The organism is Streptomyces sp. SID5464, from assembly GCF_009862985.1.
GTDB lineage: Bacteria > Actinomycetota > Actinomycetes > Streptomycetales > Streptomycetaceae > Streptomyces > Streptomyces chartreusis_D.
In genome coordinates this window covers 46,961-67,682 of sequence record NZ_WWIQ01000010.1, presented here as the reverse complement: position 1 = coordinate 67,682, position 20,722 = coordinate 46,961, and the positions used below count along the sequence as shown (strand labels likewise).

The following is a 20,722-nucleotide window of genomic DNA, read 5'->3' as shown; positions in this document are numbered from 1 at the left end:
TGGAGAGGGAGTGGACACACAGTCTCCGCACAGGTGGCGCACGGTGAAGGGGCCGTCCGATGTCCGTAGTCGAGCAGTACGCGCGAGCTCACATCGTCACGGACGCGGCCGTCCCGCTGGTCGATGAGCTGGAGGCGATTCCGGTCAGGCTGCGGTACGACCCCGACCGGGATCCCCGGTCGGTGCGCATCACACTGCCGGGTGCCGGAGCGCGCGAGTGGACCTTCGACCGCCGGCTGCTGGAGGAGGGGCTGCGGGCCCCCACGGGCAGCGGTGAGGTACGCGTGTGGCCGTGCGGGCGGGTGCAGGCCGTCGTGGAGTTCCACTCCGCTCAGGGCGTGTCGGTGGTGCAGTTCGAGCGGCAGGCGCTGCTGCGGTTCCTGCGGCGGACGTACACGGCCGCCGCGGAACCGGTCACGCACTGAGCCGGGGCCCGGGCTTCGAGCCCTGAGGCTCAGCCGCCCATCTTCAGCAGCGCCGCCACGATCGGGCCGGCCGTCGAACCACCGTGCCCGCCCTGCTGGACCACACCCGCCGCCGCCAGGTCGCCCCGGTAGGCGGTGAACCAGCCGTTCGGCTTCTTCTGGCCGTCGACCTCGGCGGACCCGGTCTTCGCGCCGACGTCGCCGCTCACCCCGGCCATCGCCTCCGCGGCCGTGCCGTACGCCGCCGTGTAGGACATCAGCTCACGCAGCTGGGACAGCGTGCCGGCCGACATCGTGCGCGAGGCCGTCGCGAGCTTGCGGCCGTCCACGTCCGGGGAGACCAGGTACGGCTGGCGGAAGGTGCCGGACTTGACCGTCGCCGACACCGACGCCATGTTCAGCGGGTTCATCCGGACGCCGCCCTGCCCGATCAGCGAGGCGGCCATCTGGGCCGCCGACTGCACGGGCACCGCGCCGTCGAAGGACGGCACACCGATCGCCCAGTTGTTCATCCCCAGGCCGAAGACCTGCTGGGCCTGCTTGGTCAGGTCGTCGTCCTTCAGCTTCGGCGCCTGGCTGATGAAGGCCGTGTTGCAGGAGCGGGCGAAGCTCGCCTTGAACGTGCCGTCCTTGATCTCGAACTTGTCGTCGTTCTGGAACTTCCAGTGCCCGTACGTGAAGTACTTCGGGCACGGGTGCTTCTTGTCCGCCGAGGCCAGGCCCTTCTCGATCAGCAGCGACGAGGTGATGACCTTCATCGTGGAGCCGGGGGCGAGGGAGCCCTGGAAGGCGGTGTTGAAGCCGGGCGAGGCGTTGGCGGCGGCCAGGATCTCGCCGGTCGACACCCGCACCACGGCCACCGACGACCGGGCCTTCTTCGCGACCTGCTTCTCGGCCGCCGCCTGGAGGGCCGGGTCCAGCGTGGTCTTCACCGTGCCCGGCGTGCCCTTGCTCAGCTCCAGCAGGGTCTTGTCGGACAGGTCGTCCGACTTGGCCGACTTCCCGCGCACGACCCGCAGCTCGATGCCGGCCTTGCCGCCGGCCTCCTTGCCGTACTTCTCGCGCAGCCCGTCCAGGACCGGGCCGAGCGAGGCGTACTTCTCCTTGGTCAGTTCGCCGCCGTCCCGGTCGAGCGCCTTGACCGGGGGCGTGCCCGCCTCGCCGGTGACCAGCCTGTCGCCGTCCTTCAGGTCGGGGTGGACGACCGCCGCGTGCCAGTCGACCAGCGGCTTGCCGTCGCTCGTGCGGCGGACGACGGTCAGCGCGCTGTCGTACGCCAGCGGCTTGTCGGTGTTCTTGTACGACACCGTGGCCTTGACGGAGAACGGCACCTCGTCACCCGTGGGCGTGCCCGGGGTGAGGGTGACGTCCTTGATGCGGGCGTCCTTGGTGTAGCCGGTGAGCAGGGAGGTGGCCGCCGCCGAGTCGTCGGTGGCCGCGGCGGCCTCGGCGACCTTCCCCGACTGCCAGGCGGTGAGGAAGGCCCGGGCGGTGGTGGTGACCTCGGTCGCCGACAGGGGCCCGGTCTTCACCTTGGGCTTCTGGTCGGCGGAGGCCGCCCGGGTGCCGTCGTCGGCCGCCGCGCCGCCGCCGTACAGGGCGTAGGCGCCGAACCCGGCGCCGCCCACGACCACGGCGATCATCCCGCCGATCACGGCGGGCCTCGTCTTCCGTCGCTCGGCGACGCGCCTTCTGTTGCCCACTGCTGTTCGTTCCTCCACGAATCCCCAGGGTCCCCGTTGCCCTCGGCTGTCCCAACGACGGCCCCCACCCTAGAGTCCCGTTCCGTGGAGGTGAGATCAGCCACCCGTTCGTAGCACGGCTGCGACAATCGGCCCGGCCGCGTCGCCGCCGTGGCCGCCCTCCTCGGTCATGGCCGCCGCCGCGACGTCGCCCCGGAACCCGGTGAACCAGCTGTTGGACTTGGCGTTGCCGTCGACCTCGGCGGAACCGGTCTTGGCGCCGATGTCGCCGCCGAGTCCCCGCATGGCCTCCATGGCGGTGCCCTGGGTGGCGGTGAGCCGCATCATCTGCTTCAGCTGGGCGGCGGTGCTCGCCTTCAGACCCTCGGCCCGGGCCAGCTCACGGTCGTCCAGCTTCGGCGAGACGAGATAGGGCTGGCGGAAGGTGCCGGTCATCGCGGTCGCGGTCACCGAGGCCATGTTCAGCGGGCTCATCTGGACCTGGCCCTGCCCGATGGCACCGGCCGCCCGGTCCGGGCCGCTGACCGCGGGGACGCTGCCGTCGAACGAGACGATGCCGGTCTTCCAGTTGTCCTGCCCGAGCCCGAAGTGCCGCTCGGCCTCCTGGGTCAGCGAGGCGTCCGTGAGCGGCTTCTCGTCGATGAGCTTGATGAAGGCGGTGTTGCAGGACCGCATGAAGCTGTTGGCGAGGGTGGCGTTCTCGTTGGGCTTCATGCCCTTCAGGTTGTTGAAGGTCTGGCTCTGCCACGTCGCCGTGGGCGGGCAGGGTGCCGGGCCGTTCATCGAGGTCACGCCGTTGTCGATGAGCATCGCGGCAGTGATGATCTTCATGGTGGAGCCGGGTGCCGCCCGGCCCTCGAAGGCCGCGTTGAAGCCGTCCGTACGGTTGTTCGCCACGGCCAGCACCTCACCGGTGCTCGGCTGGACGGCCACCACCGAGGACTGGGCGAACCGCTTGACCGCCTTCTCGGCCGCCGCCTGCGCGCTCGGGCTGATCGTGGTGGTGAGCTTGCGGGGCTTGCCCTCGGCGAGGGTCAGCAGCGGGGTGTCTGGAGCACCGTCGCCGTCGTGCCGGACGACCAGCTCGATGCCGGGGGTGCCGCCGGCCTGCTCCCCGTACTTGTCGCGCAGGGCGTCCAGGACCGGGCCGAGGGAGGGGTACTTCTCCTTCGTCAGCTCGGAGCCGTCACGGCCGACCGCCTCGATGGGCGGGTTGGCCGACTGCTCCGTGACGAGGGTGTCGTCCTTCTTCAACTGGGGGTGCACGACGGACGGCTGCCAGTCGACCAGCGCCCGCCCGCTGGTGAGGCCGCGCACGACCGTCAGCTTGCTGCTGTAGCTCAGCGGCTTCGACTTCCCGTCGTAGGCCACCTTCGCCTTCACCGTGTAGGGCACGGTGGTGCCGGTCGCCGTGCCCGGCGTGATCTTCACGTCGGTGATGTGGGCGTCGTCCCCGAAGGCGGTCAGCAGCTGCTCGGCGGCCGCGTCGTTGTTCGTGTACGACGCCGCTGTCGCGGCCGAGCCCTCCTCCCAGGCCGCGAAGAACTTGGCCGTGGTCTCCTTGACCTCGTCCTCGCCGGGCGGCCCCGACTTCTTCTCCGTGGCCACCCCGCTCGTGCCGCCCCCGTCACCGTTCAGCGCGCTCACGATGTTGTAGGCCCCGTACCCGGCCCCGCCCACCATCACCGCGAACACGCCGCCTATGACGGCGGCCTTGACCCCCTTGCCCATGAGGCGGTCCCCTCCCCGTTGAGCTTCACACGCTCCTTTGAACGTGTTCAGAAAGCTCGATCCGGGAGCACTCTATGCGCAAGCGGTTACTGCCGACACGGGCGTTTCGATTTTTGACCGAACGTAGATCACGCCGGGATCCGGCGTCGCCCGGCTCCGCCCCGGCACCGTCACGCGTCGTCCTCCAGCACGAAGCGCAGGTACCGCTCCGCGGAACGCCGGACCGCTGCGGCGCCGTCGGCGCTGACCACGCGCTTCCAGAACGCCCCGTAGACGCGCTCGAAGGCGAAGGGCTCGACCAGCGCGAGCGCGCGGCGGATGGTGCTCGGCCGCTCCGGAATGAAGTTGGGGATGCTGTACATGAAGCTGACCCAGCGCCGGTCCATCACCACCATGAAGATGTCCCCGCTGAACAGCGCGCCCCGCCCCTCCGGGTCGTCCGCCCAGTGCAGCACCGTGCCCCCGGCGAAGTGCGTGCCGGCGTTGATCAGTGTCATGCCGGGCGCGATCGGGTGCGTGTCGCCCGTCCAGTACTCGATGACCGGATCGGGCCGCCCGACCCAGTCACGGTCCGCGGCATGGACGTACACCGGAGCGTCGAAGACCCGGCCCCACTCGGTCATCACGCCGTAGAAGTGCGGATGGCTGACGGCGATCGCGCTGATCCCGCCCGACTCCTCGATCCCGGCGGCGAGATCGTCGTCGAGGTAGCCCACGCAGTCCCACAGCACGTTGCCGGACTCCGAGCGGATCAGCAGCGCACGCTGGCCCACCCCCACCGACGGAGCCGCACCGACTCCCAGCACACCGGGCCCCTCCTCGTCGAGCTGCCCGCGACGGCCGTCGGCGCGCAGGTCGGCCAGTGTGGTCCACTGCTGCCCCTCCCAGCCGACGTACTGCCGCTCGTCCAGGCAGATCGGGCAGTCATCGCGCGGTGCTCCGTACTGCACACCGCAGGTACGGCAGATCGGCAGCCGCAAGCCCGTGACCGGCGTGACCCGCTTCGAAGACGACACCAGGCCCCGTCCTTTCAGGAACGCTCATCGGTGAGACAAGGGCAGTCAGACCCAGGTGTCCAGCCACATCCGCGCCCGCCAGTCGTCGATGGGAATGGCGGTGCCCGTGTACAGCGGCCAGAAATAGATGAAGTTCCACGTGATCAGCAGGACGAGGACGCCCGCGGCCGTCGCGCCGACGACGCGGCGGGTGTCGGTGGAGCGGGGTGGGCCGATGACCGCGCCGAGGAGCATGGCCACCGCCAGGCACAGGAACGGCAGGAAGACGATGGCGTAGAAGAAGAAGATCGTGCGCTCCTGGTACATGAACCAGGGCAGGTAGCCGGCCGCGATGCCGCAGGCGATGGCGCCCGCGCGCCAGTCGCGGCGCAGCAGCCAGCGCCACAGCACGTACAGGACCGCGAAGCAGGCGACCCACCACAGCAGCGGGGTGCCGAGCGCCAGGACTTCGCGGGCGCACTTCTCGCCGGCGTCCGCGGGGCAGCCGTCCTTGCCGGGCGCGGGGGACTCGTAGAAGTACGACACCGGGCGGCCGAGGACCAGCCAGCTCCACGGGTTGGACTGGTAGGTGTGCGGCGAGGACAGGCCGACGTGGAACTCGTACACCTGGTGCTCGTAGTGCCACAGGCTGCGCAGCCAGTCGGGCAGGAAGGTCCAGTTGCCGCCCTTGCCGTCGGTCGCGGCCCAGTTGCGGAAGTAGCCGCCCGAACCGTCGGTGGCGGAGAGGATCCAGCCGGTCCAGGACAGCAGGTAGGTGCCGATCGCGACCGGGACCGTGGCGAGGAACGCCAGGCCCGTGTCCCGCCTGAACACCGTCGCGTACGGGTGCCGGGCGCCGGCCACCCGGCGCGAGCCGACGTCCCACAGGACCGTCATCAGGCAGAACGCGGCCAGGATGTAGAGGCCGTTCCACTTCGTGGCGAAGGCCAGGCCCAGCATCAGGCCGGCCGCCCAGCGCCAGGGGCGCCAGCCCAGACGGGCCGTCTCGGCGACGTGCCGGTCGGGCCGGACCCGGCCGTCGGCGTCCACCGGGAGCGCCGCGGCGAGTTTCCCGCGGGCCCGGTCCCGGTCGATGAGCAGACAGCCGAACGCGGCCAGCACGAAGAACATCAGCACGCCGTCGAGCAGCGCCGTGCGGCTCATCACGAAGTGCAGGCCGTCCACCGCCATCAGCGCGCCCGCCAGGCACCCGAGGAAGGTGGAGCGGAACAGCCGGCGGCCGATCCGGCACAGCAGCAGCACCGACAGCGTGCCGAGCAGCGCCGTCATGAACCGCCAGCCGAACGGGTCGAAACCGAACAGCAGCTCGCCCAGCCCGATGACGTACTTGCCGACCGGCGGGTGCACGACGTACGCCGCGTCCGTCGGGATGGTGACGTGCCCGCCGGACGAGAGGACCAGGTCGTTGGCGTTCTTGTCCCAGTTGACCTCGAAACCGCGGTGGACGAGCGCCCACGCGTCCTTGGCGTAGTACGTCTCGTCGAATATCACCGCCTTGGGGTTGCCCAGGTTCCAGAACCGCAGCACGCCCGCGAGCAGCGTGACGAGCAGCGGGCCGATCCAGCCCGACCAGCGCACCAGCCGCCCCGCGAGCGTGTGCGGGATGCCGAGCGCGGCCCACAGGCGCGGGCCGGGCTCGGTGTACGGCGGCACCAGCCGGTCACGGACGTCACCGGCGTCGCTTCGTGGCTGCTGGTAGCCGAAGCGGCGCAGCCGCTGCTGCCAGGACGGCCGCTGCTCGTGCGGCGCCTGGCCCTGCCGGGTGTCCGTGGAGGACGCGGTACTGGTCACCGCGCCATCGTAGGGAACCGTGCTGTGTGAGTCCCGTGCATGGCCGGTATGCGTCCCCATCCTCCGCCCCTGGGAGGCGTGTGCGTCCCCGGCCCCTGGGAGGATGGAGGGCGTGACCGGAACCCTCGTACTCGCAGGCACCCCCATCGGCGACATCGCGGACGCCCCGCCCCGGCTCGCCGAGGAACTGGCCGGAGCCGATGTCGTCGCCGCCGAGGACACGCGGCGGCTGCGGCGGCTGACCCAGGCGCTCGGCGTCACGCCCAAGGGGCGGGTGGTGTCGTACTTCGAGGGCAACGAGTCCGCGCGGACGCCGGAACTGGTCGAGGAACTGGTGGGCGGGGCGCGTGTGCTGCTCGTCACGGACGCCGGGATGCCGTCGGTGTCGGACCCCGGGTACCGGCTGGTCGCCGCCGCCGTGGAGCGGGACGTCCGGGTCACCGCCGTGCCCGGGCCGTCCGCCGTGCTCACCGCGCTCGCACTGTCGGGGCTGCCCGTCGACCGGTTCTGCTTCGAGGGCTTCCTGCCGCGTAAGGCGGGGGAGCGACTGGGGCGGCTGCGGGAGGTGGCCGGGGAGCGGCGCACCCTCGTCTACTTCGAGGCTCCGCACCGGCTCGACGACACGCTCGCGGCGATGGCCGAGGTGTTCGGGGCCGAGCGGCGGGCCGCGGTGTGCCGGGAGCTGACCAAGACGTACGAGGAGGTCCGGCGGGGCGGGCTGGAGGAGCTCGCCGCGTGGGCGGCCGAGGGCGTGCGCGGGGAGATCACCGTCGTGGTGGAGGGGGCGCCCGAGAAGGGGCCTGAGGAGATCGGGCCGGAGGAACTGGTCCGGCGGGTCCGGGTGCGGGAGGAGGCGGGGGAGCGGCGCAAGGAGGCCATTGCCGCGGTGGCGGTCGAGGCCGGGGTGCCGAAGAGGGTTGTGTTCGATGCCGTGGTTGCCGCGAAGAACGCCGCGGGGTAACCGGGTTCGGGGCGGGGGGGCTGGAGTGTTTTGCGGGGTGCGGGTTGTGTGTGGTTGGGCGCGCAGTTCCCCGCGCCCCTGGGTTGGATACAAACCCCCTCTGAGCAGGGCGCATGTCGTTTGAGCGTGCGCCCCATGGGTGGGCAAAGGTGACGAGGGTCAGGGGCAAGGAACGCCCAAATCGGCGCCAATAGTCGACAGGTCTGCTGCCATCGGTCCGGCTGAGGAGTCCACTGGGTGCGGGGGCGGAATCGTCCTCACGCCACAGCGGAACAGGAGCTGGCATGAGCGAGATCACAGGGCAGACCGGGCTCCGCGCCGGTGCGAACGCTGTCGTCAACGAGTCGTACTCCTTCGCGTGCATGCGCTGCGGGTACGGCTGGGAGCAGTCGTACGAGATAGAGCACCACACGGACGCCGCAGGGCACGAGTTCGTCCTCTACGTGGCGGACGGCCAGGTCGTGCCCTCCCCGTTGAGCAAGCCCACGTGCCAGAACTGCGACGGACACGTCGTGCGGATCATGCGGCCCGGGCGGGTCGAGTCGGCGCGCAACGCGGCGCACCGGCCCCACCGCGTGCCGCCGCAGGCCGGCCCCGTTCAGGCCCCGGCGGCGGACGCCGAGGCCGCGGGCACGGGTGAGCAGGAGAAGAGCGAGCACCACCACTGGCACCTGTCGGACCTGCTGCACCCCTTCCAGCGCAAGGCGAGCTGACCCGTCCGGCTCCCCTTGTCAACGCCCTCCCCGGTCCTCCCCCATCGGGGAGGGCGTACCCCTTTCGTAGGATCGGGGCATGCCTTCGAACGACTCCGGCAAGCACGCCGCGCCCCCGCTCCCGGACCCCCTCCGGGTGCCGGTCGCCGACTCCCACACCCATCTGGACATGCAGTCCGGCACGGTCGAGGAGGCGCTGGCGAAGGCGGCGTCGGTCGGAGTGACGACCGTCGTGCAGGTCGGCTGCGACCTCAACGGCTCCCGCTGGGCGGCCGAGACGGCGGCGGCGTACGACGCCGTCCACGCGACGGTCGCCCTGCACCCGAACGAGGCGCCCCGGATCGTCCACGGCGACCCCGACGGCTGGTCGCGGCAGGGCGCGCGCGAGCCCGGCGGCCGGGCCGCCCTGGACGACGCGCTCGCCGAGATCGACCGGCTGGCCGCGCTGGAGCAGGTCAAGGGCGTCGGTGAGACGGGCCTCGACTACTTCCGCACCGGGCCGGAGGGCAAGGAGGCGCAGGAGAGGTCCTTCCGCGCCCACATCGAGATCGCGAAGCGGCACGGCAAGGCCCTGGTCATCCACGACCGCGACGCCCACGCCGACGTCCTGCGCGTCCTGAAGGAGGAGGGCGCCCCCGAGCGGACCGTCTTCCACTGCTACTCCGGCGACGCCGAGATGGCGGAGATCTGCGCGAGCGCGGGCTACTTCATGTCCTTCGCCGGCAACGTCACCTTCAAGAACGCCCAGAACCTGCGGGACGCGGTGGCGGTGGCCCCGCTGGAGCTGCTGCTGGTGGAGACGGACGCGCCGTTCCTCACACCGGTGCCGTACCGCGGGCGGCCCAACGCCCCGTACCTGGTGCCGATCACGGTGCAGGCCATGGCCGAGGTGCGCGGCATCGACGAGGACACGCTGGCGACGGCTCTCGCGGAGAACACGGCGCGCGCCTTCGGCTACTGACCTTGCCGCCGGCCTCACCGTACGACTGTGCGTAGTCGCGTCGCTTTGGAGAGTGACGGCCGCTCCGCTAGGTTCTGGGGGCCCGATCCGGACCCCTCTGGACCCCCTCCGGCCCCTGGAGCGTGTCGGCGTGAGCAACTCCCAGTACGAGACCTACGAGGCGTACGAGGCGTACGAGACATACGGCCCGGCCTACGCGGATCCGGTGTACGGCCGTTTCGACGCGCCGCCCGCCGCTCTGCACAGCGCCGAGACGCTGGTGTACGGGACGACGCCCCTGGCTCCCGTCGGCTACCAGGACACCTACCGGCCCGCCTACGAGGTCCCGCCCCTGCCCGGACTGCCCCGGCAGGGCATCCGCGACGGTGATCCGGCACCACCCGCGACGGGCGCGCGCACCTCGCGCGCACAAGCCCGCGCCGAAGCCCGCGCCGCGACGCGCACCGGCTCGCACCGGCGGTCCCCGCGCCGGCGCAAGGCGCGGTACGTCGAGCGGCCGGGCGACGGTTCCATGCGGCGGCTGCTCCCGCAGGCCCTGGTCGTCGCCTTCCTGGCGGGCGGCACCACGGCGTTCGTCGCCAAGGACAAGGCGATCGAGCTGAACGTCGACGGAAAGGTCCGCACGCTGCACACCTTCGCCGACGACGTCACCGAGCTGCTGGCGGACGAGGGCGTCGACCTCGGCGCCCACGACGTGGTGGCACCCGGCCCCGGCACGGAGATCACCAGCGGCGACGAGGTCGCCGTGCACTACGGCCGCCCCGTGCGGCTCACCCTCGACGGACAGCGGCGTGAGGTGTGGACGACGGCACACACCGTGGCGGGGGCGCTCCGGCAGCTGGGGGTACGACAGGAGGGCGCGTACGTGTCCACCTCGCGCTCCCGGCGCATCGGGCGGGAAGGGCTCGCACTGGACGTGCGGACCGAGCGCATGGTCACGATCATGGCGGACGGCCGGGCCCGCACCGTCCGCACCAACGCGGCGACCGTGCGGGAGGCCGTCGAGGAGGCCGGGATCACCCTGCGCGGCCAGGACACCACGTCGGTCCCCCAGGGGAGCTTCCCGCGCGACGGGCAGACCGTCACGGTGCTGCGGATCACCGGCGGCAAGGAGGTCCGCGAGGAGCCGATCCCGTTCCAGGTGCGGCGGACCGACGACCCCACCCTGTTCCGCGGCACGGAGGTCGTCGAGGAGGTGGGCCGGCCCGGCCTGCGCCGGGTCACCTACTCCCTGCGCACCGTCAACGGGGTCAAGCAGAAGCCGCGCCGGATCAGATCCGAGGTGGTGCGCGAACCGCGCCCGCAGCTGGTGAAGGTCGGCACCAAGCCGCTACCGGCGTCCGTGCAGGGCGCCGACCACCTCGACTGGCAGGGCCTCGCGGCCTGCGAGTCCGGCGGCCGCCCCGACGCGGTCGACTCCTCGGGCACCTACGGCGGCCTGTACCAGTTCGACACCCACACCTGGCAGGCCCTCGGCGGCAAGGGCCGCCCCCAGGACGCCCCGGCGGCGGAACAGACGTACCGCGCGAAGAAACTGTACGTACGGCGGGGGGCGAGCCCGTGGCCGCACTGCGGGGGGCGCCTGCACGGGTGACTCAGCTGCGGCCCCCACGCCGAGCGACCACGAAACCCGCCCCCGCAAACCCCCCGTACCCTTGTCCCCGTGACCAGCCCCACCCCCGACGCCCTCCTGGGCCCCGCCGACGTCCGCGAACTCGCGACAGCCCTCGGCGTACGCCCCACCAAACAGCGCGGCCAGAACTTCGTGATCGACGCGAACACCGTCCGCCGCATCGTCCGCACCGCACAGGTCCACCCCGACGACGTGGTCGTCGAGGTGGGCCCGGGCCTCGGGTCACTGACGCTCGCTCTGCTGGAGGTCGCCGACCGCGTCACGGCCGTCGAGATAGACGACGTGCTCGCCGCCGCCCTGCCCGCGACCATCACGGCCCGCATGCCCGACCGCGCCGACCGCTTCGCCCTCGTCCACTCCGACGCGATGCACGTCACGGAGCTGCCCGGCCCCGCCCCCACCGCGCTGGTCGCCAACCTCCCCTACAACGTGGCCGTCCCGGTGCTGCTGCACATGCTCGACACCTTCCCGAGCATCGAACGCACCCTGGTCATGGTCCAGTCGGAGGTCGCCGACCGCCTCGCCGCCCCGCCCGGCTCGAAGGTGTACGGCGTCCCGTCGGTCAAGGCCAACTGGTACGCCGAGGTCAAGCGGGCCGGCGCCATCGGGCGGAACGTCTTCTGGCCGGCGCCCAACGTCGACAGCGGCCTGGTCTCCCTCGTCCGCCGGGCCGAGCCGCTGAAGACGACGGCATCGAGGCGCGAGGTGTTCGCCGTCGTCGACGCCGCCTTCGCCCAGCGCCGCAAGACGCTGCGGGCCGCGCTCGCCGGCTGGGCCGGGTCCGCCGCCGCCGCGGAGGCGGCCCTCGTCGCCGCCGGGGTCTCACCGCAGGCGCGGGGCGAGTCGCTGACCGTGGAGGAGTTCGCGCGGATCGCCGAGCACAAGCAGAGCCAGCATCAGGAGGAGTCCGCGTGAGCGTCACGGTCCGGGTCCCCGCCAAGGTCAACGTCCAGCTGGCGGTCGGCGCCGCCCGCCCCGACGGCTTCCACCCCCTGGCCAACGTCTTCCTCGCGGTCGGCCTCTACGACGAGGTCACCGTCACCCCGGCCGACGAGCTCCGCCTCACCTGCGAGGGCCCGGACGCCGGCCAGGTCCCCCTGGACCGTACGAACCTGGCCGCGCGGGCGGCCGAAGCGCTCGCCGAGCGGTACGGCCGGACGCCCGACGTCCACATCCACATCGCCAAGGACATCCCCGTCGCCGGCGGCATGGCGGGCGGCAGCGCGGACGGCGCCGGCGCGCTGGTCGCCTGTGAGGCGCTGTGGGAGACCGGCGCCTCCCGGGACGAACTGCTCGACATCTGCGCCGAGTTGGGCAGCGACGTGCCCTTCAGCCTGGTCGGCGGGGCGGCGCTGGGCATCGGGCGGGGCGAGCAGCTGACGCCCCTGGAGGTCGGCGGCACCTTCCACTGGGTGTTCGCGATGGCCGGCCGCGGCCTGTCCACCCCGGCTGTGTTCCGGGAGTTCGACCGGCTCGGCGAGGGCACGGACATCCCCGAGCCCGTCGCCTCTCAGGAACTCCTCGCCGCCCTGGCGAAGGGTGACCCGGACGCGCTCGCCGCCGCCGTCTCCAACGACCTCCAGCCCGCCGCCCTCTCCCTCTTCCCGGAACTCGCCGGCACCCTGGCCACCGGTCGCGCCGCCGGTGCCCTCGCGGCTCTCGTCTCGGGCTCCGGCCCGACCACCGCGTTCCTGGTCCGCGACCCGGAGTCGGCCGCCGCGGTGGGGCAGGCCCTGCTGGCGTCCGGGACGTGCCGGACGGTACGTACGGCGTCGGGCCCGGCACCCGGGGCGACCATCGCCGGGCGATGATCACGTGCCCCGGCCGCGGCCGGGCGCCTGGGCTCCCCCAGTCGTTTCAAGAGGGGGGCACAAGCGTGCGGGAACTGGTCGCGGCCGTACGGCGCCGCGACGTGGAGGAGGTCACGGCGCTGCTGGAGTCCGGCGCCGGCCCCGGCACCCTCGCGGACGGCCTCCCGGTCCTCTGCCTGGCCGTGGCGGCGTACGACCGGCCCGTCGCCGAGGCGCTGCTCCAGGCCGGCGCCGACCCACTGCGCAGGCTGCCCGACGGGAGCACCCCGCTGACGCGGGCGGTGGACGGCGGGTCCCACCTGCTGACCTCCGCGCTCGCCACCAGCCGGATCCCGCTCCCGGCACCGGCGCGCGCCGAACTGCTGGCCAGGGCCCGGCGATGGGCCGAGGCGGGCACGGAGGCGGAACTGCGCCGCATCACCGGCCACACCGGGCCGGTCGAGCGGATCCGGGTCGAGGACGACGAGGTCGGCTGGTGGTCCGAGCAGCTCACGCTCGGCGGGACGACCGTGCGCGACGAGCACCGGGCGGTGCTCACCTCCACGGAGGAGCGCTACGGGATCCGTGCGCCCTTCGACGAGCTGGTGGACCGGGCCCTCGCCCACCCCGACCGGAACCACGTCGTCTGGTCGGTCGTGGTCTTCACGCTCGGCCGCCGGCTGGACGAGGAGACCTGGCAGTGGACAAGGGACCTGCTCAACCACCCCGACCGGCTGTACCGCCTGCTCGCCGCCGACATCCTGCTGTTCCTGATCCTCGGGGACTTCGTCACGGGACGCGACCCCTTCCGGAACCGGGGCAGGGAGCTCGTGCCCTGGGCCGAACTGGAGGAGGATCCGGAGGTGCTGGCGGTCATCCTCCAGGCGATGACCCACGACAGCGCCCCGGAGATCGAGGCAGTCGGCCTGTCACACCTCGCCCACCCGGACCCCCGGGTGCGCGCCCTGGTGCCGGACGCCCTGGGCCACTCCGAGGACGGCCGGTCCCGGGTCAGCCCCCAGAGCCTCACCGCCGTGCTCACCCTGGCCCGCGACGAGGACCCCGGCGTACGCGAGGCGGCGTGCCGCTGGCTCGGCCACTACCGGGGGAATGAGCCCGAGGCAGGGGACGCGCTGGTCGCGCTCACCCACGACGAGCGGCAGCAGATCCGCATCTGCGCCGTGTCCGGCCTGGCGTACCGCGACGATCCGCGCTGTGTGGAGGCCGAGCACCGGATCGGCCCCGTCGACGCGGAGCTGCCGTTCGACGAGAGGCTGCTGGACGTGTGGCGCTACCAGCGCCGCCAGGAGGCGACCGAGCGCTCCTGAGCACCCCGGTCGGAGCACACCGCCGCCCGACTACCCTGGAGGGTCGATCCATCCCCCTCGTCAGGAGAGAAATGGCCGTCAACCTGGTCAATGTCGAGAACGTCAGCAAGGTGTACGGCACCCGCGCCCTGCTCGACGGCGTCTCCCTCGGCGTCTCCGAAGGGGACCGCATCGGCGTCGTCGGCCGCAACGGCGACGGCAAGACCACGCTGATCCGCATGCTCGCCAGGCTGGAGGAGGCCGACACCGGGCGCGTGACGCACTCCGGCGGACTGCGCATCGGCGTGCTCACGCAGCACGACTCCCTCGACCCCGAGGCCACCGTCCGCCACGAGGTCATCGGCGACATGGCCGACCACGAGTGGGCCGGCGTCGCCAAGGTCAGGGACGTGCTGACCGGCCTGTTCGGCGGGCTCGACCTGCCGGGGTTCCCCAAGGGGCTCGACACCGTCATCGGACCGCTGTCCGGCGGTGAGCGGCGCCGCATCGCGCTCGCCAAGCTCCTCATCGAGGAGCAGGACCTGCTCGTCCTCGACGAGCCCACCAACCACCTCGACGTCGAGGGCATCGCCTGGCTCGCCCGGCATCTCCAGAACCGCAGGTCCGCGCTGGTCTGCGTGACCCACGACCGCTGGTTCCTGGACCAGGTGTGCACACGCATGTGGGACGTCCAGCGCGGAGACGTCTACGAGTACGAGGGCGGCTACTCCGACTACGTCTTCGCCCGGGCCGAGCGCGAGCGCATCGCCGCCACCGAGGAGGTCAAGCGGCAGAACCTCGTCCGCAAGGAGCTGGCCTGGCTGCGGCGCGGGGCGCCCGCCCGGACGTCCAAGCCGCGCTTCCGCGTCGAGGCCGCCAACGAGCTCATCAAGGACGTACCGCCGCCCCGGGACAGCAGCGAACTGATGCGGTTCGCGTCCACGCGGCTCGGCAAGACCGTCTTCGACCTGGAGGACATCACCGTCCAGGCCGGTCCCAAGGTCCTCCTCAAGCACGTCACCTGGCAGCTCGGACCCGGCGACCGGATCGGTCTCGTCGGCGTCAACGGCGCCGGGAAGACGTCCCTGCTGCGGGCCATGGCCGAGGCGGCCCGGACCGACGGCGAGGCCCAGCCCGCGGGTGGGCGCGTCCGTGTCGGCAAGACCGTGAAGCTGGCCTACCTCTCCCAGGAGGTCGCCGAACTCGACCCGAACACACGCGTGCTGGAGGCCGTGCAACAGGTGCGCGAGCGCGTCGACCTGGGCAAGGGGCGCGAGATGACGGCCGGGCAGCTGTGCGAGACGTTCGGCTTCACCAAGGAGAAGCAGTGGACGCCGGTCGGCGACCTGTCCGGCGGTGAGCGGCGGCGGCTCCAGCTGCTGCGGCTCCTCATGGACGAGCCCAACGTCCTCTTCCTCGACGAGCCCACCAACGACCTCGACATCGAGACGCTGACGCAGCTGGAGGACGTGCTCGACGGCTGGCCCGGCTCGATGATCGTCATCTCCCACGACCGGTTCTTCATCGAGCGCACCACCGACCGGGTGTTCGCCCTGCTCGGTGACGGCACCCTGCGGATGCTGCCGCGCGGCATCGACGAGTACCTGGAGCGGCGGCAGCGCATGGAGGAGGCCGCGGCCGCCGCGACGCCCGCCGCGGCGCCGCAGACCGCCGCCCCGGAGAAGAGCGCCGCCGACCAGCGCGCAGCCAAGAAGGAACTGCAGAAGATCGAGCGGCAGCTCGACAAGGTCTCCGAGAAGGAGACCAAGCTCCACGCCCAGATCGCCGAAAACGCCACGGACTTCTCGAAGGTCGCCGAACTGGACGCCGAGCTGCGCGAGTTGGCCGGTCAGCGCGAGGAGCTGGAACTGCGCTGGCTGGAACTCGCCGAGGACGCGTGAAGGGTGCGTGAAGGCGCATAACAACGGCATCACAGGCCGGTCCTCCCTTGGGAACAGGGGGTGATACGGCCCCGTGGCCTGTCGGCACCGGGTGATAGAAAGAGCCGTCTTAGAACTTCATGAAGCGACTCTGAGCCCATTGCGTACCTCAGGGCGTGGCTAAAAATCAGTGATCGAACGGGGGAGCCGCTGATGACTCAGCCGCCCAGTCAGCCACCGCACGGTGGCTTCGGAGCACCGCAGAACCAGCCGCCGCAGGGCGGTGGCTTCGGGGCACCGCAGACCCCGCCGCCGCCCCAGGGCCCGCCCCAGGCGCCACCGCCCCCGCAGGGGCCGCCGCAGCCCGGATACGGCTATCCCCAGCAGCCCCCGCAGCAGCCCGGGCCGTACGGGCAGCCGGGACCGTACAACTCCGGCCCCTACGGCCAGCCGCAGCCGCCGGGTCCGTACGGCCAGCCCGGCTACGGCTACCCGCAGCAGCCGCAGTACCCCGGCGCGCCCGGCACCCCGCCCGGGGGTGGCTCGGGCAACCCCTTCAAGGGCAAGCCCGCCCTGATCATAGGCGCCGCCGTGGCAGCGCTGCTCGTCGTCGGCGGCACCGTGTGGGCCGTCACCGGCGGAGACAGCGGCAAGGGCAAGAAGAAGCCGGTCGCCCAGCAGACCGACGACGCCAAGTCCGGTGCCTCCGCCCCGGTCAACCCCGGTGACGGCAGCGGCGACGGCGGCGAGGACCCGGAGAACCTCAACGAGGGCCGCCAGGCGGGCGAGGCGAAGGTCCTCTGGTACAAGGAGTCGCCCGACGCGCCCGGTTCCGGCGCCGACGCCCCCGGCATGTGGATCACCGACAAGACGGCGGTGAAGGCGGCGTACAAGCAGCTCTTCGCCTACAACGTCGGTGACGGCAAGCCGACCTGGGACGCCATCACCTTCCCGCAGAAGATCTGTGCGACCACCCCGCAGAAGACGTCCGACGACAAGATCGTCGTCGCGTACATGAGCGGCAGCAGCGACCGCGCCAAGTGCAACCAGCTGCAGGAGATCGACCTCGACACGGGCGAGAAGGGCTGGAAGCAGCAGGTCGCCGACGGCGCCCTGTTCGACTCCACGCTCTCCGTCGAACTGTCCATCACCGGCAAGACGCTGATGGTGGGCCGCTCCCAGTCCGGCACGGCCTACGACGTCACCAACGGCGACAAGCTCTTCGACAAGAAGAAGTACGGCAGCGCCTGCTTCCCCTCCGCGTTCGCCGGCGGCGAGAAGCTGATCGCCGTCTCCTCCTGCGGTGCCGGCACCGCGAAGGAGCACGACGAGGTGCAGGAGCTCGACCCGCGCACCGGCGACGTCAAGTGGACCCAGCCGTTCGACAAGGGCTGGCGGGTCGCGCGCACCTACTCGGTCAGCCCGCTGGTCGTCTACAGCACCAACGAGGACAAGAAGGCCTGGAACATCTCCACCTTCACCTCCGGCGGCAAGTTCCGCTCGCAGGTCGGCTTCGACGAGGACTTCGCCCCCGAGTGCGGCTGGGCCATCCTCGAACGCGACCTCCAGGGCTGCCAGGGCGTCGCCGTCGACGACACCACGCTCTACCTCCCCACGGAGGCGACCAGCGGCGCCAACGAGATCGTCGCGGTCAACCTCGCCGACGGCAAGGAGAAGTGGCGGGTGAAGTCCCCGGCCGACGAGTCGATGCTGCCGATGAAGGTCGAGGGCGGCAAGCTCATCGCCTATGTGGAGCCGTCGTACGACGCGGGCGGCCAGGTCGTGTCCATCCCGACCGGCGGCAGCGGCCACAAGCCGGTCAAGCTGCTCCAGAACCCGCAGAACGCGGCGGACATCGAGAACGGCTTCTTCTCCAGGGACACCGACTGGGTCGACGGGCGCTTCTACATCTCGACGACGCGGCTGAGCGGAAACGACGACACGAAGGAGAAGTTGATGCTCGCCTACGGCAAGTGACTCTTCCCCCTTCGGTCCTGCCTTCGTCTTCGTCGTCCGTCCCCTTCCGCGAGGTACTCACGCCATGACCCAGCCGCCGCCTCCGCCGCCCCAGCAGCCCCCGCCCGGGGGAGGCTTCGGGCCGCCCCAGGGCCGGCCCCCGCAGCCGGGGTACGGCTACCCGCAGGCTCCGCAGACGCCTCCGCCGGCGGCTCCGCAGACGCCGCCCCCGCCGCCCGCGCAGCAGCCTCAGCCGGGGTACGGCTATCCCGGCCAGCAGCCCGGATACGGCCAGCCCGGATACGGGCAGCCGCCGCAGGCGCCGTACGGGCAGCCGGGCCAGCCGGGATACGGGCAGCCCGGTTACGGCTATCCGCAGCCGACCATGCCGCTCCAGCCGCAGCCCGGACAGCCGGGCGGGGGCAGGAAGTTCAACGCGCAGCTGGCCATCATCGTGGCCGCGGTCGTGGCGATCGCCCTGATCGTCGGCGGCGGTGTCTGGTACTCCTCGTCCCAGGACGGCGGCAAGAAGGACGACACGGCCGGCTCCGGCGGCGGCACCGGCGGCACGGACGACAACAACGGCGGCACCAGCTCCGGCGGCAAGGAGAAGGCCCCGGCCGACCCCAGTGCCAAGGTCCTCTTCCAGGTCCCGATGCCCGAGGTGAAGAACGACAGCACGGTCGTCGTCTCCGGTTCGTGGCTCACCGACAAGACGTACGCCAAGAGCGGCATCGCCCAGATCGTCGGCTACGACCGCGACAAGGGCAGCAAGCAGTGGACGATCCCGCTGGACGGCCCGGTCTGCCAGGTCAGCCGCCATGTCACCGACGACAACAAGACGGCGATCCTCTACCAGCCCGCGATGCCGACCAAGGCCGACCCGTCGCACGGGTGCAGCCAGCTCGCCGTGATCGATCTCGACGCCGGCAAGAGGCTGTGGACGAAGACCGTCAAGACCGGTGACCAGCTGATCAACTTCGACAACGTCACGATCAGCGGCGACACGGTCGCCGTCGGCAGCACCAGCGGCGGCGCCGCCTTCGACCTGTCCGGCAAGCTCCTGTGGAGCCCGAAGCCGACCGACTCCTGCTACGACGCCGGGTACGGCGGCGGCGACAAGCTGGTCGCGGTGCGCAAGTGCGGCACGTACGAGCAACGGCAGCTGCACATCCAGACCATCGACCCGGCGTCCGGGAAGGTGATCTCGGAGTACAAGATGGCCCAGGGCATCGAGTACGCGAGCATCGTGTCGACCAACCCGCTCGTCGTGGCCGCCGACGTCGGCGACTCCGCGGGCGACGGCAGCGGCATCTCCGACTTCTTCTCCATCGACAACAAGACCGGCAAGCTGCGCACGCGCATCTCCGCGCCGGGCGAGCAGTTCGCGGCCCGCTGCGAGGGCATCACCCGCATCGAGTACTGCAACCAGCTGGCCGTCGGCAACGACCGGCTGTACCTGCCGACCGAGGAGCACGACGGCACCGGCGAGTACAGCCAGACCAACGAGATCGTCGCCTTCGACCTCGCCACCGGCAAGCAGACCGGGCAGCGGGCCGACGCGGGCGACGGCTACACGATCTCGCCGCTGCGCATGGACGGCGGCAACCTGATCGCGTACAAGCGGCCGCCGTACGACAAGGGCGGGCAGATCGTGAGCATCGACGGGGGCAGCTTCAAGCAGACGAAGCTGCTGGAGAACCCGGCGACGGACACGGTGCGGGACGTGGAGACGAGCATGTCGCCGGAGTACTCCGAGCTCCTGTACGGCGACGGGCACCTGTTCATGTCCAAGGTGTACGCGAGCAAGCGGACCAGCAGCACGAGTGAGAAGGAGTACCTCGCGGTCGCCTTCGGAACGAGCTGATCGATCGGTGTCCGCTTGGTGATCGACTGAGTGCCGGTACGGTCCCGTCCCTGTTCAGGGGCGGGACCGTTCGCGTTTGGCTCAGTCAACCTCGAATGAGAGGAATTTCGGCGATCCGGGGCGATTCTCGCCGGTAGGGGGAGCGCAACGTCGAACAAGCGTGTAGCTTCCGGGGGCATGAAGGCGGGGGAGCCGGGGGGCTTCCATCTGGGGGGACCGGGGTGACTGGGGGGTTGCTCGATGGGAGTGCGGCTCATGGTGGTCGACGACCACCGACTGCTGGCCGAGGCGTTGGCCTCGGCGCTGAAGCTGCGGGGGCACCGGGTGCTGGCCGCGGCGGCGCCGGCCGCGGGGGCGGCGGAGCTGGTGATCACACGGGCGCCGGAGGTGTGCCTGCTGGGGACGGCCACGCCGGCGGAGCCGGGGATCTTCGACCCGGTGGTGCGGATCAAGCGGGAGCGTCCGCAGGTCGCGGTCCTGGTCCTGGGGCCGGTGCCGAGTCCGCGCGGTATCGCGGCCGCCTTCGCCGCGGGGGCGTCGGGGTACGTACGTCACGATGAGCGCATAGAGGGTGTCGAGCGGGCGATCATGAAGGCCCGGGCGGGGGAGGCGGCGGTGGCGCCGCAGCTGCTGCAAGGCGCGTTCAGCGAGTTGCTCAACCCGGCGGCCCAACCGGACGACGAGGGCCAGCGGTTGCTGTCGATGCTCACGCCGCGGGAGGTGGAGGTCCTGGTCCGCGTCGCGGACGGCGAGGACACCCGCCTGATCGCGGCGGGCATGGGCATCGCCCCCTCCACGGCCCGCACGCACGTCCAACGGGTCCTGATGAAACTGGGAGTGGGCTCCCGCCTGGAGGCAGCGGCCCTGGCGGCTCGCACGGGGTTGCTGGACCGCGCGGGCCCACTCACCCGCCCCCCGGCCCCGGAACCGGAGCCGTAGTCAGCGCGCTCGCCCCCCCCGCTGCGGCCAGTCGTGCCTCCCCCAAGCT

Annotated in this window: 16 protein-coding genes; 12 read left to right on the top strand and 4 right to left on the bottom strand. The window is 71.7% G+C overall.

Features of this window, described 5'->3' with window-relative positions; translation table 11 throughout:
* Window positions 1-59 precede the first annotated feature (59 nt).
* On the top strand, window positions 60-425 hold the full coding sequence (locus tag GTY47_RS10290) for an SsgA family sporulation/cell division regulator (RefSeq protein WP_010035284.1): 366 nt from the start codon (window positions 60-62) through the stop codon (window positions 423-425).
* Window positions 426-454: 29 nt separating this feature from the next.
* Here the strand turns inward: GTY47_RS10290 and GTY47_RS10285 are convergent, their stop codons facing one another.
* The 4 genes from GTY47_RS10285 to GTY47_RS10270 form a co-directional block, all read right to left on the bottom strand.
* Window positions 455-2,128: a penicillin-binding transpeptidase domain-containing protein gene (locus GTY47_RS10285; RefSeq protein WP_029180849.1), complete on the bottom strand. Its 1,674-nt coding sequence runs from the start codon at window positions 2,126-2,128 to the stop codon at window positions 455-457.
* 96 nt (window positions 2,129-2,224) lie between these two features.
* Window positions 2,225-3,859, bottom strand: coding sequence for a penicillin-binding transpeptidase domain-containing protein (locus GTY47_RS10280; RefSeq protein WP_010035278.1), 1,635 nt, complete (start codon window positions 3,857-3,859; stop codon window positions 2,225-2,227).
* Between the two features lie 170 nt (window positions 3,860-4,029).
* The gene (locus tag GTY47_RS10275; protein WP_010035277.1) at window positions 4,030-4,875 is read right to left on the bottom strand and encodes a hypothetical protein; all 846 of its coding nucleotides are present in this window, start codon (window positions 4,873-4,875) and stop codon (window positions 4,030-4,032) included.
* A 45-nt stretch (window positions 4,876-4,920) separates the two neighbouring features.
* Window positions 4,921-6,666, bottom strand: a complete 1,746-nt coding sequence (locus GTY47_RS10270) for a phospholipid carrier-dependent glycosyltransferase (RefSeq protein ID WP_010035275.1) — start codon at window positions 6,664-6,666, stop codon at window positions 4,921-4,923.
* A 112-nt stretch (window positions 6,667-6,778) separates the two neighbouring features.
* On the opposite strand from GTY47_RS10270, the gene rsmI reads away from it, so the two are divergent.
* The 11 genes from rsmI to GTY47_RS10215 all read left to right on the top strand — a co-directional run bounded on the left by rsmI (window position 6,779) and on the right by GTY47_RS10215 (window position 20,673).
* On the top strand, window positions 6,779-7,627 hold the full coding sequence (rsmI, locus tag GTY47_RS10265) for a 16S rRNA (cytidine(1402)-2'-O)-methyltransferase (RefSeq protein WP_010035273.1): 849 nt from the start codon (window positions 6,779-6,781) through the stop codon (window positions 7,625-7,627).
* A 284-nt stretch (window positions 7,628-7,911) separates the two neighbouring features.
* Window positions 7,912-8,340, top strand: a complete 429-nt coding sequence (locus GTY47_RS10260) for a hypothetical protein (RefSeq protein WP_010035264.1) — start codon at window positions 7,912-7,914, stop codon at window positions 8,338-8,340.
* Between the two features lie 79 nt (window positions 8,341-8,419).
* On the top strand, window positions 8,420-9,301 hold the full coding sequence (locus GTY47_RS10255; RefSeq protein WP_010035263.1) for a TatD family hydrolase: 882 nt from the start codon (window positions 8,420-8,422) through the stop codon (window positions 9,299-9,301).
* A 130-nt stretch (window positions 9,302-9,431) separates the two neighbouring features.
* Entirely contained in the window at window positions 9,432-10,895 is a 1,464-nt protein-coding gene (locus GTY47_RS10250; protein WP_010035262.1) for a resuscitation-promoting factor, read from the top strand.
* Between the two features lie 69 nt (window positions 10,896-10,964).
* Window positions 10,965-11,849, top strand: a complete 885-nt coding sequence (rsmA, locus tag GTY47_RS10245; protein ID WP_010035261.1) for a 16S rRNA (adenine(1518)-N(6)/adenine(1519)-N(6))-dimethyltransferase RsmA — start codon at window positions 10,965-10,967, stop codon at window positions 11,847-11,849.
* A complete protein-coding gene (locus GTY47_RS10240; RefSeq protein ID WP_010035260.1) occupies window positions 11,846-12,745 on the top strand; it encodes a 4-(cytidine 5'-diphospho)-2-C-methyl-D-erythritol kinase in 900 nt (299 codons plus the stop codon). Before rsmA ends, GTY47_RS10240 begins: the two co-directional genes overlap by 4 nt.
* Window positions 12,746-12,810: 65 nt before the next feature.
* A complete protein-coding gene (locus tag GTY47_RS10235) occupies window positions 12,811-14,052 on the top strand; it encodes a HEAT repeat domain-containing protein (RefSeq protein WP_010035258.1) in 1,242 nt (413 codons plus the stop codon).
* Window positions 14,053-14,123: 71 nt separating this feature from the next.
* A complete protein-coding gene (locus tag GTY47_RS10230) occupies window positions 14,124-15,932 on the top strand; it encodes an ABC-F family ATP-binding cassette domain-containing protein (RefSeq protein ID WP_010035256.1) in 1,809 nt (602 codons plus the stop codon).
* Window positions 15,933-16,124: 192 nt separating this feature from the next.
* A complete protein-coding gene (locus GTY47_RS10225) occupies window positions 16,125-17,888 on the top strand; it encodes a PQQ-binding-like beta-propeller repeat protein (RefSeq protein WP_010035249.1) in 1,764 nt (587 codons plus the stop codon).
* A gap of 64 nt (window positions 17,889-17,952) precedes the next feature.
* Window positions 17,953-19,734: a PQQ-binding-like beta-propeller repeat protein gene (locus GTY47_RS10220; protein WP_078602753.1), complete on the top strand. Its 1,782-nt coding sequence runs from the start codon at window positions 17,953-17,955 to the stop codon at window positions 19,732-19,734.
* A gap of 240 nt (window positions 19,735-19,974) precedes the next feature.
* On the top strand, window positions 19,975-20,673 hold the full coding sequence (locus tag GTY47_RS10215) for a response regulator transcription factor (protein WP_029180848.1): 699 nt from the start codon (window positions 19,975-19,977) through the stop codon (window positions 20,671-20,673).
* Window positions 20,674-20,722 lie beyond the last annotated feature (49 nt).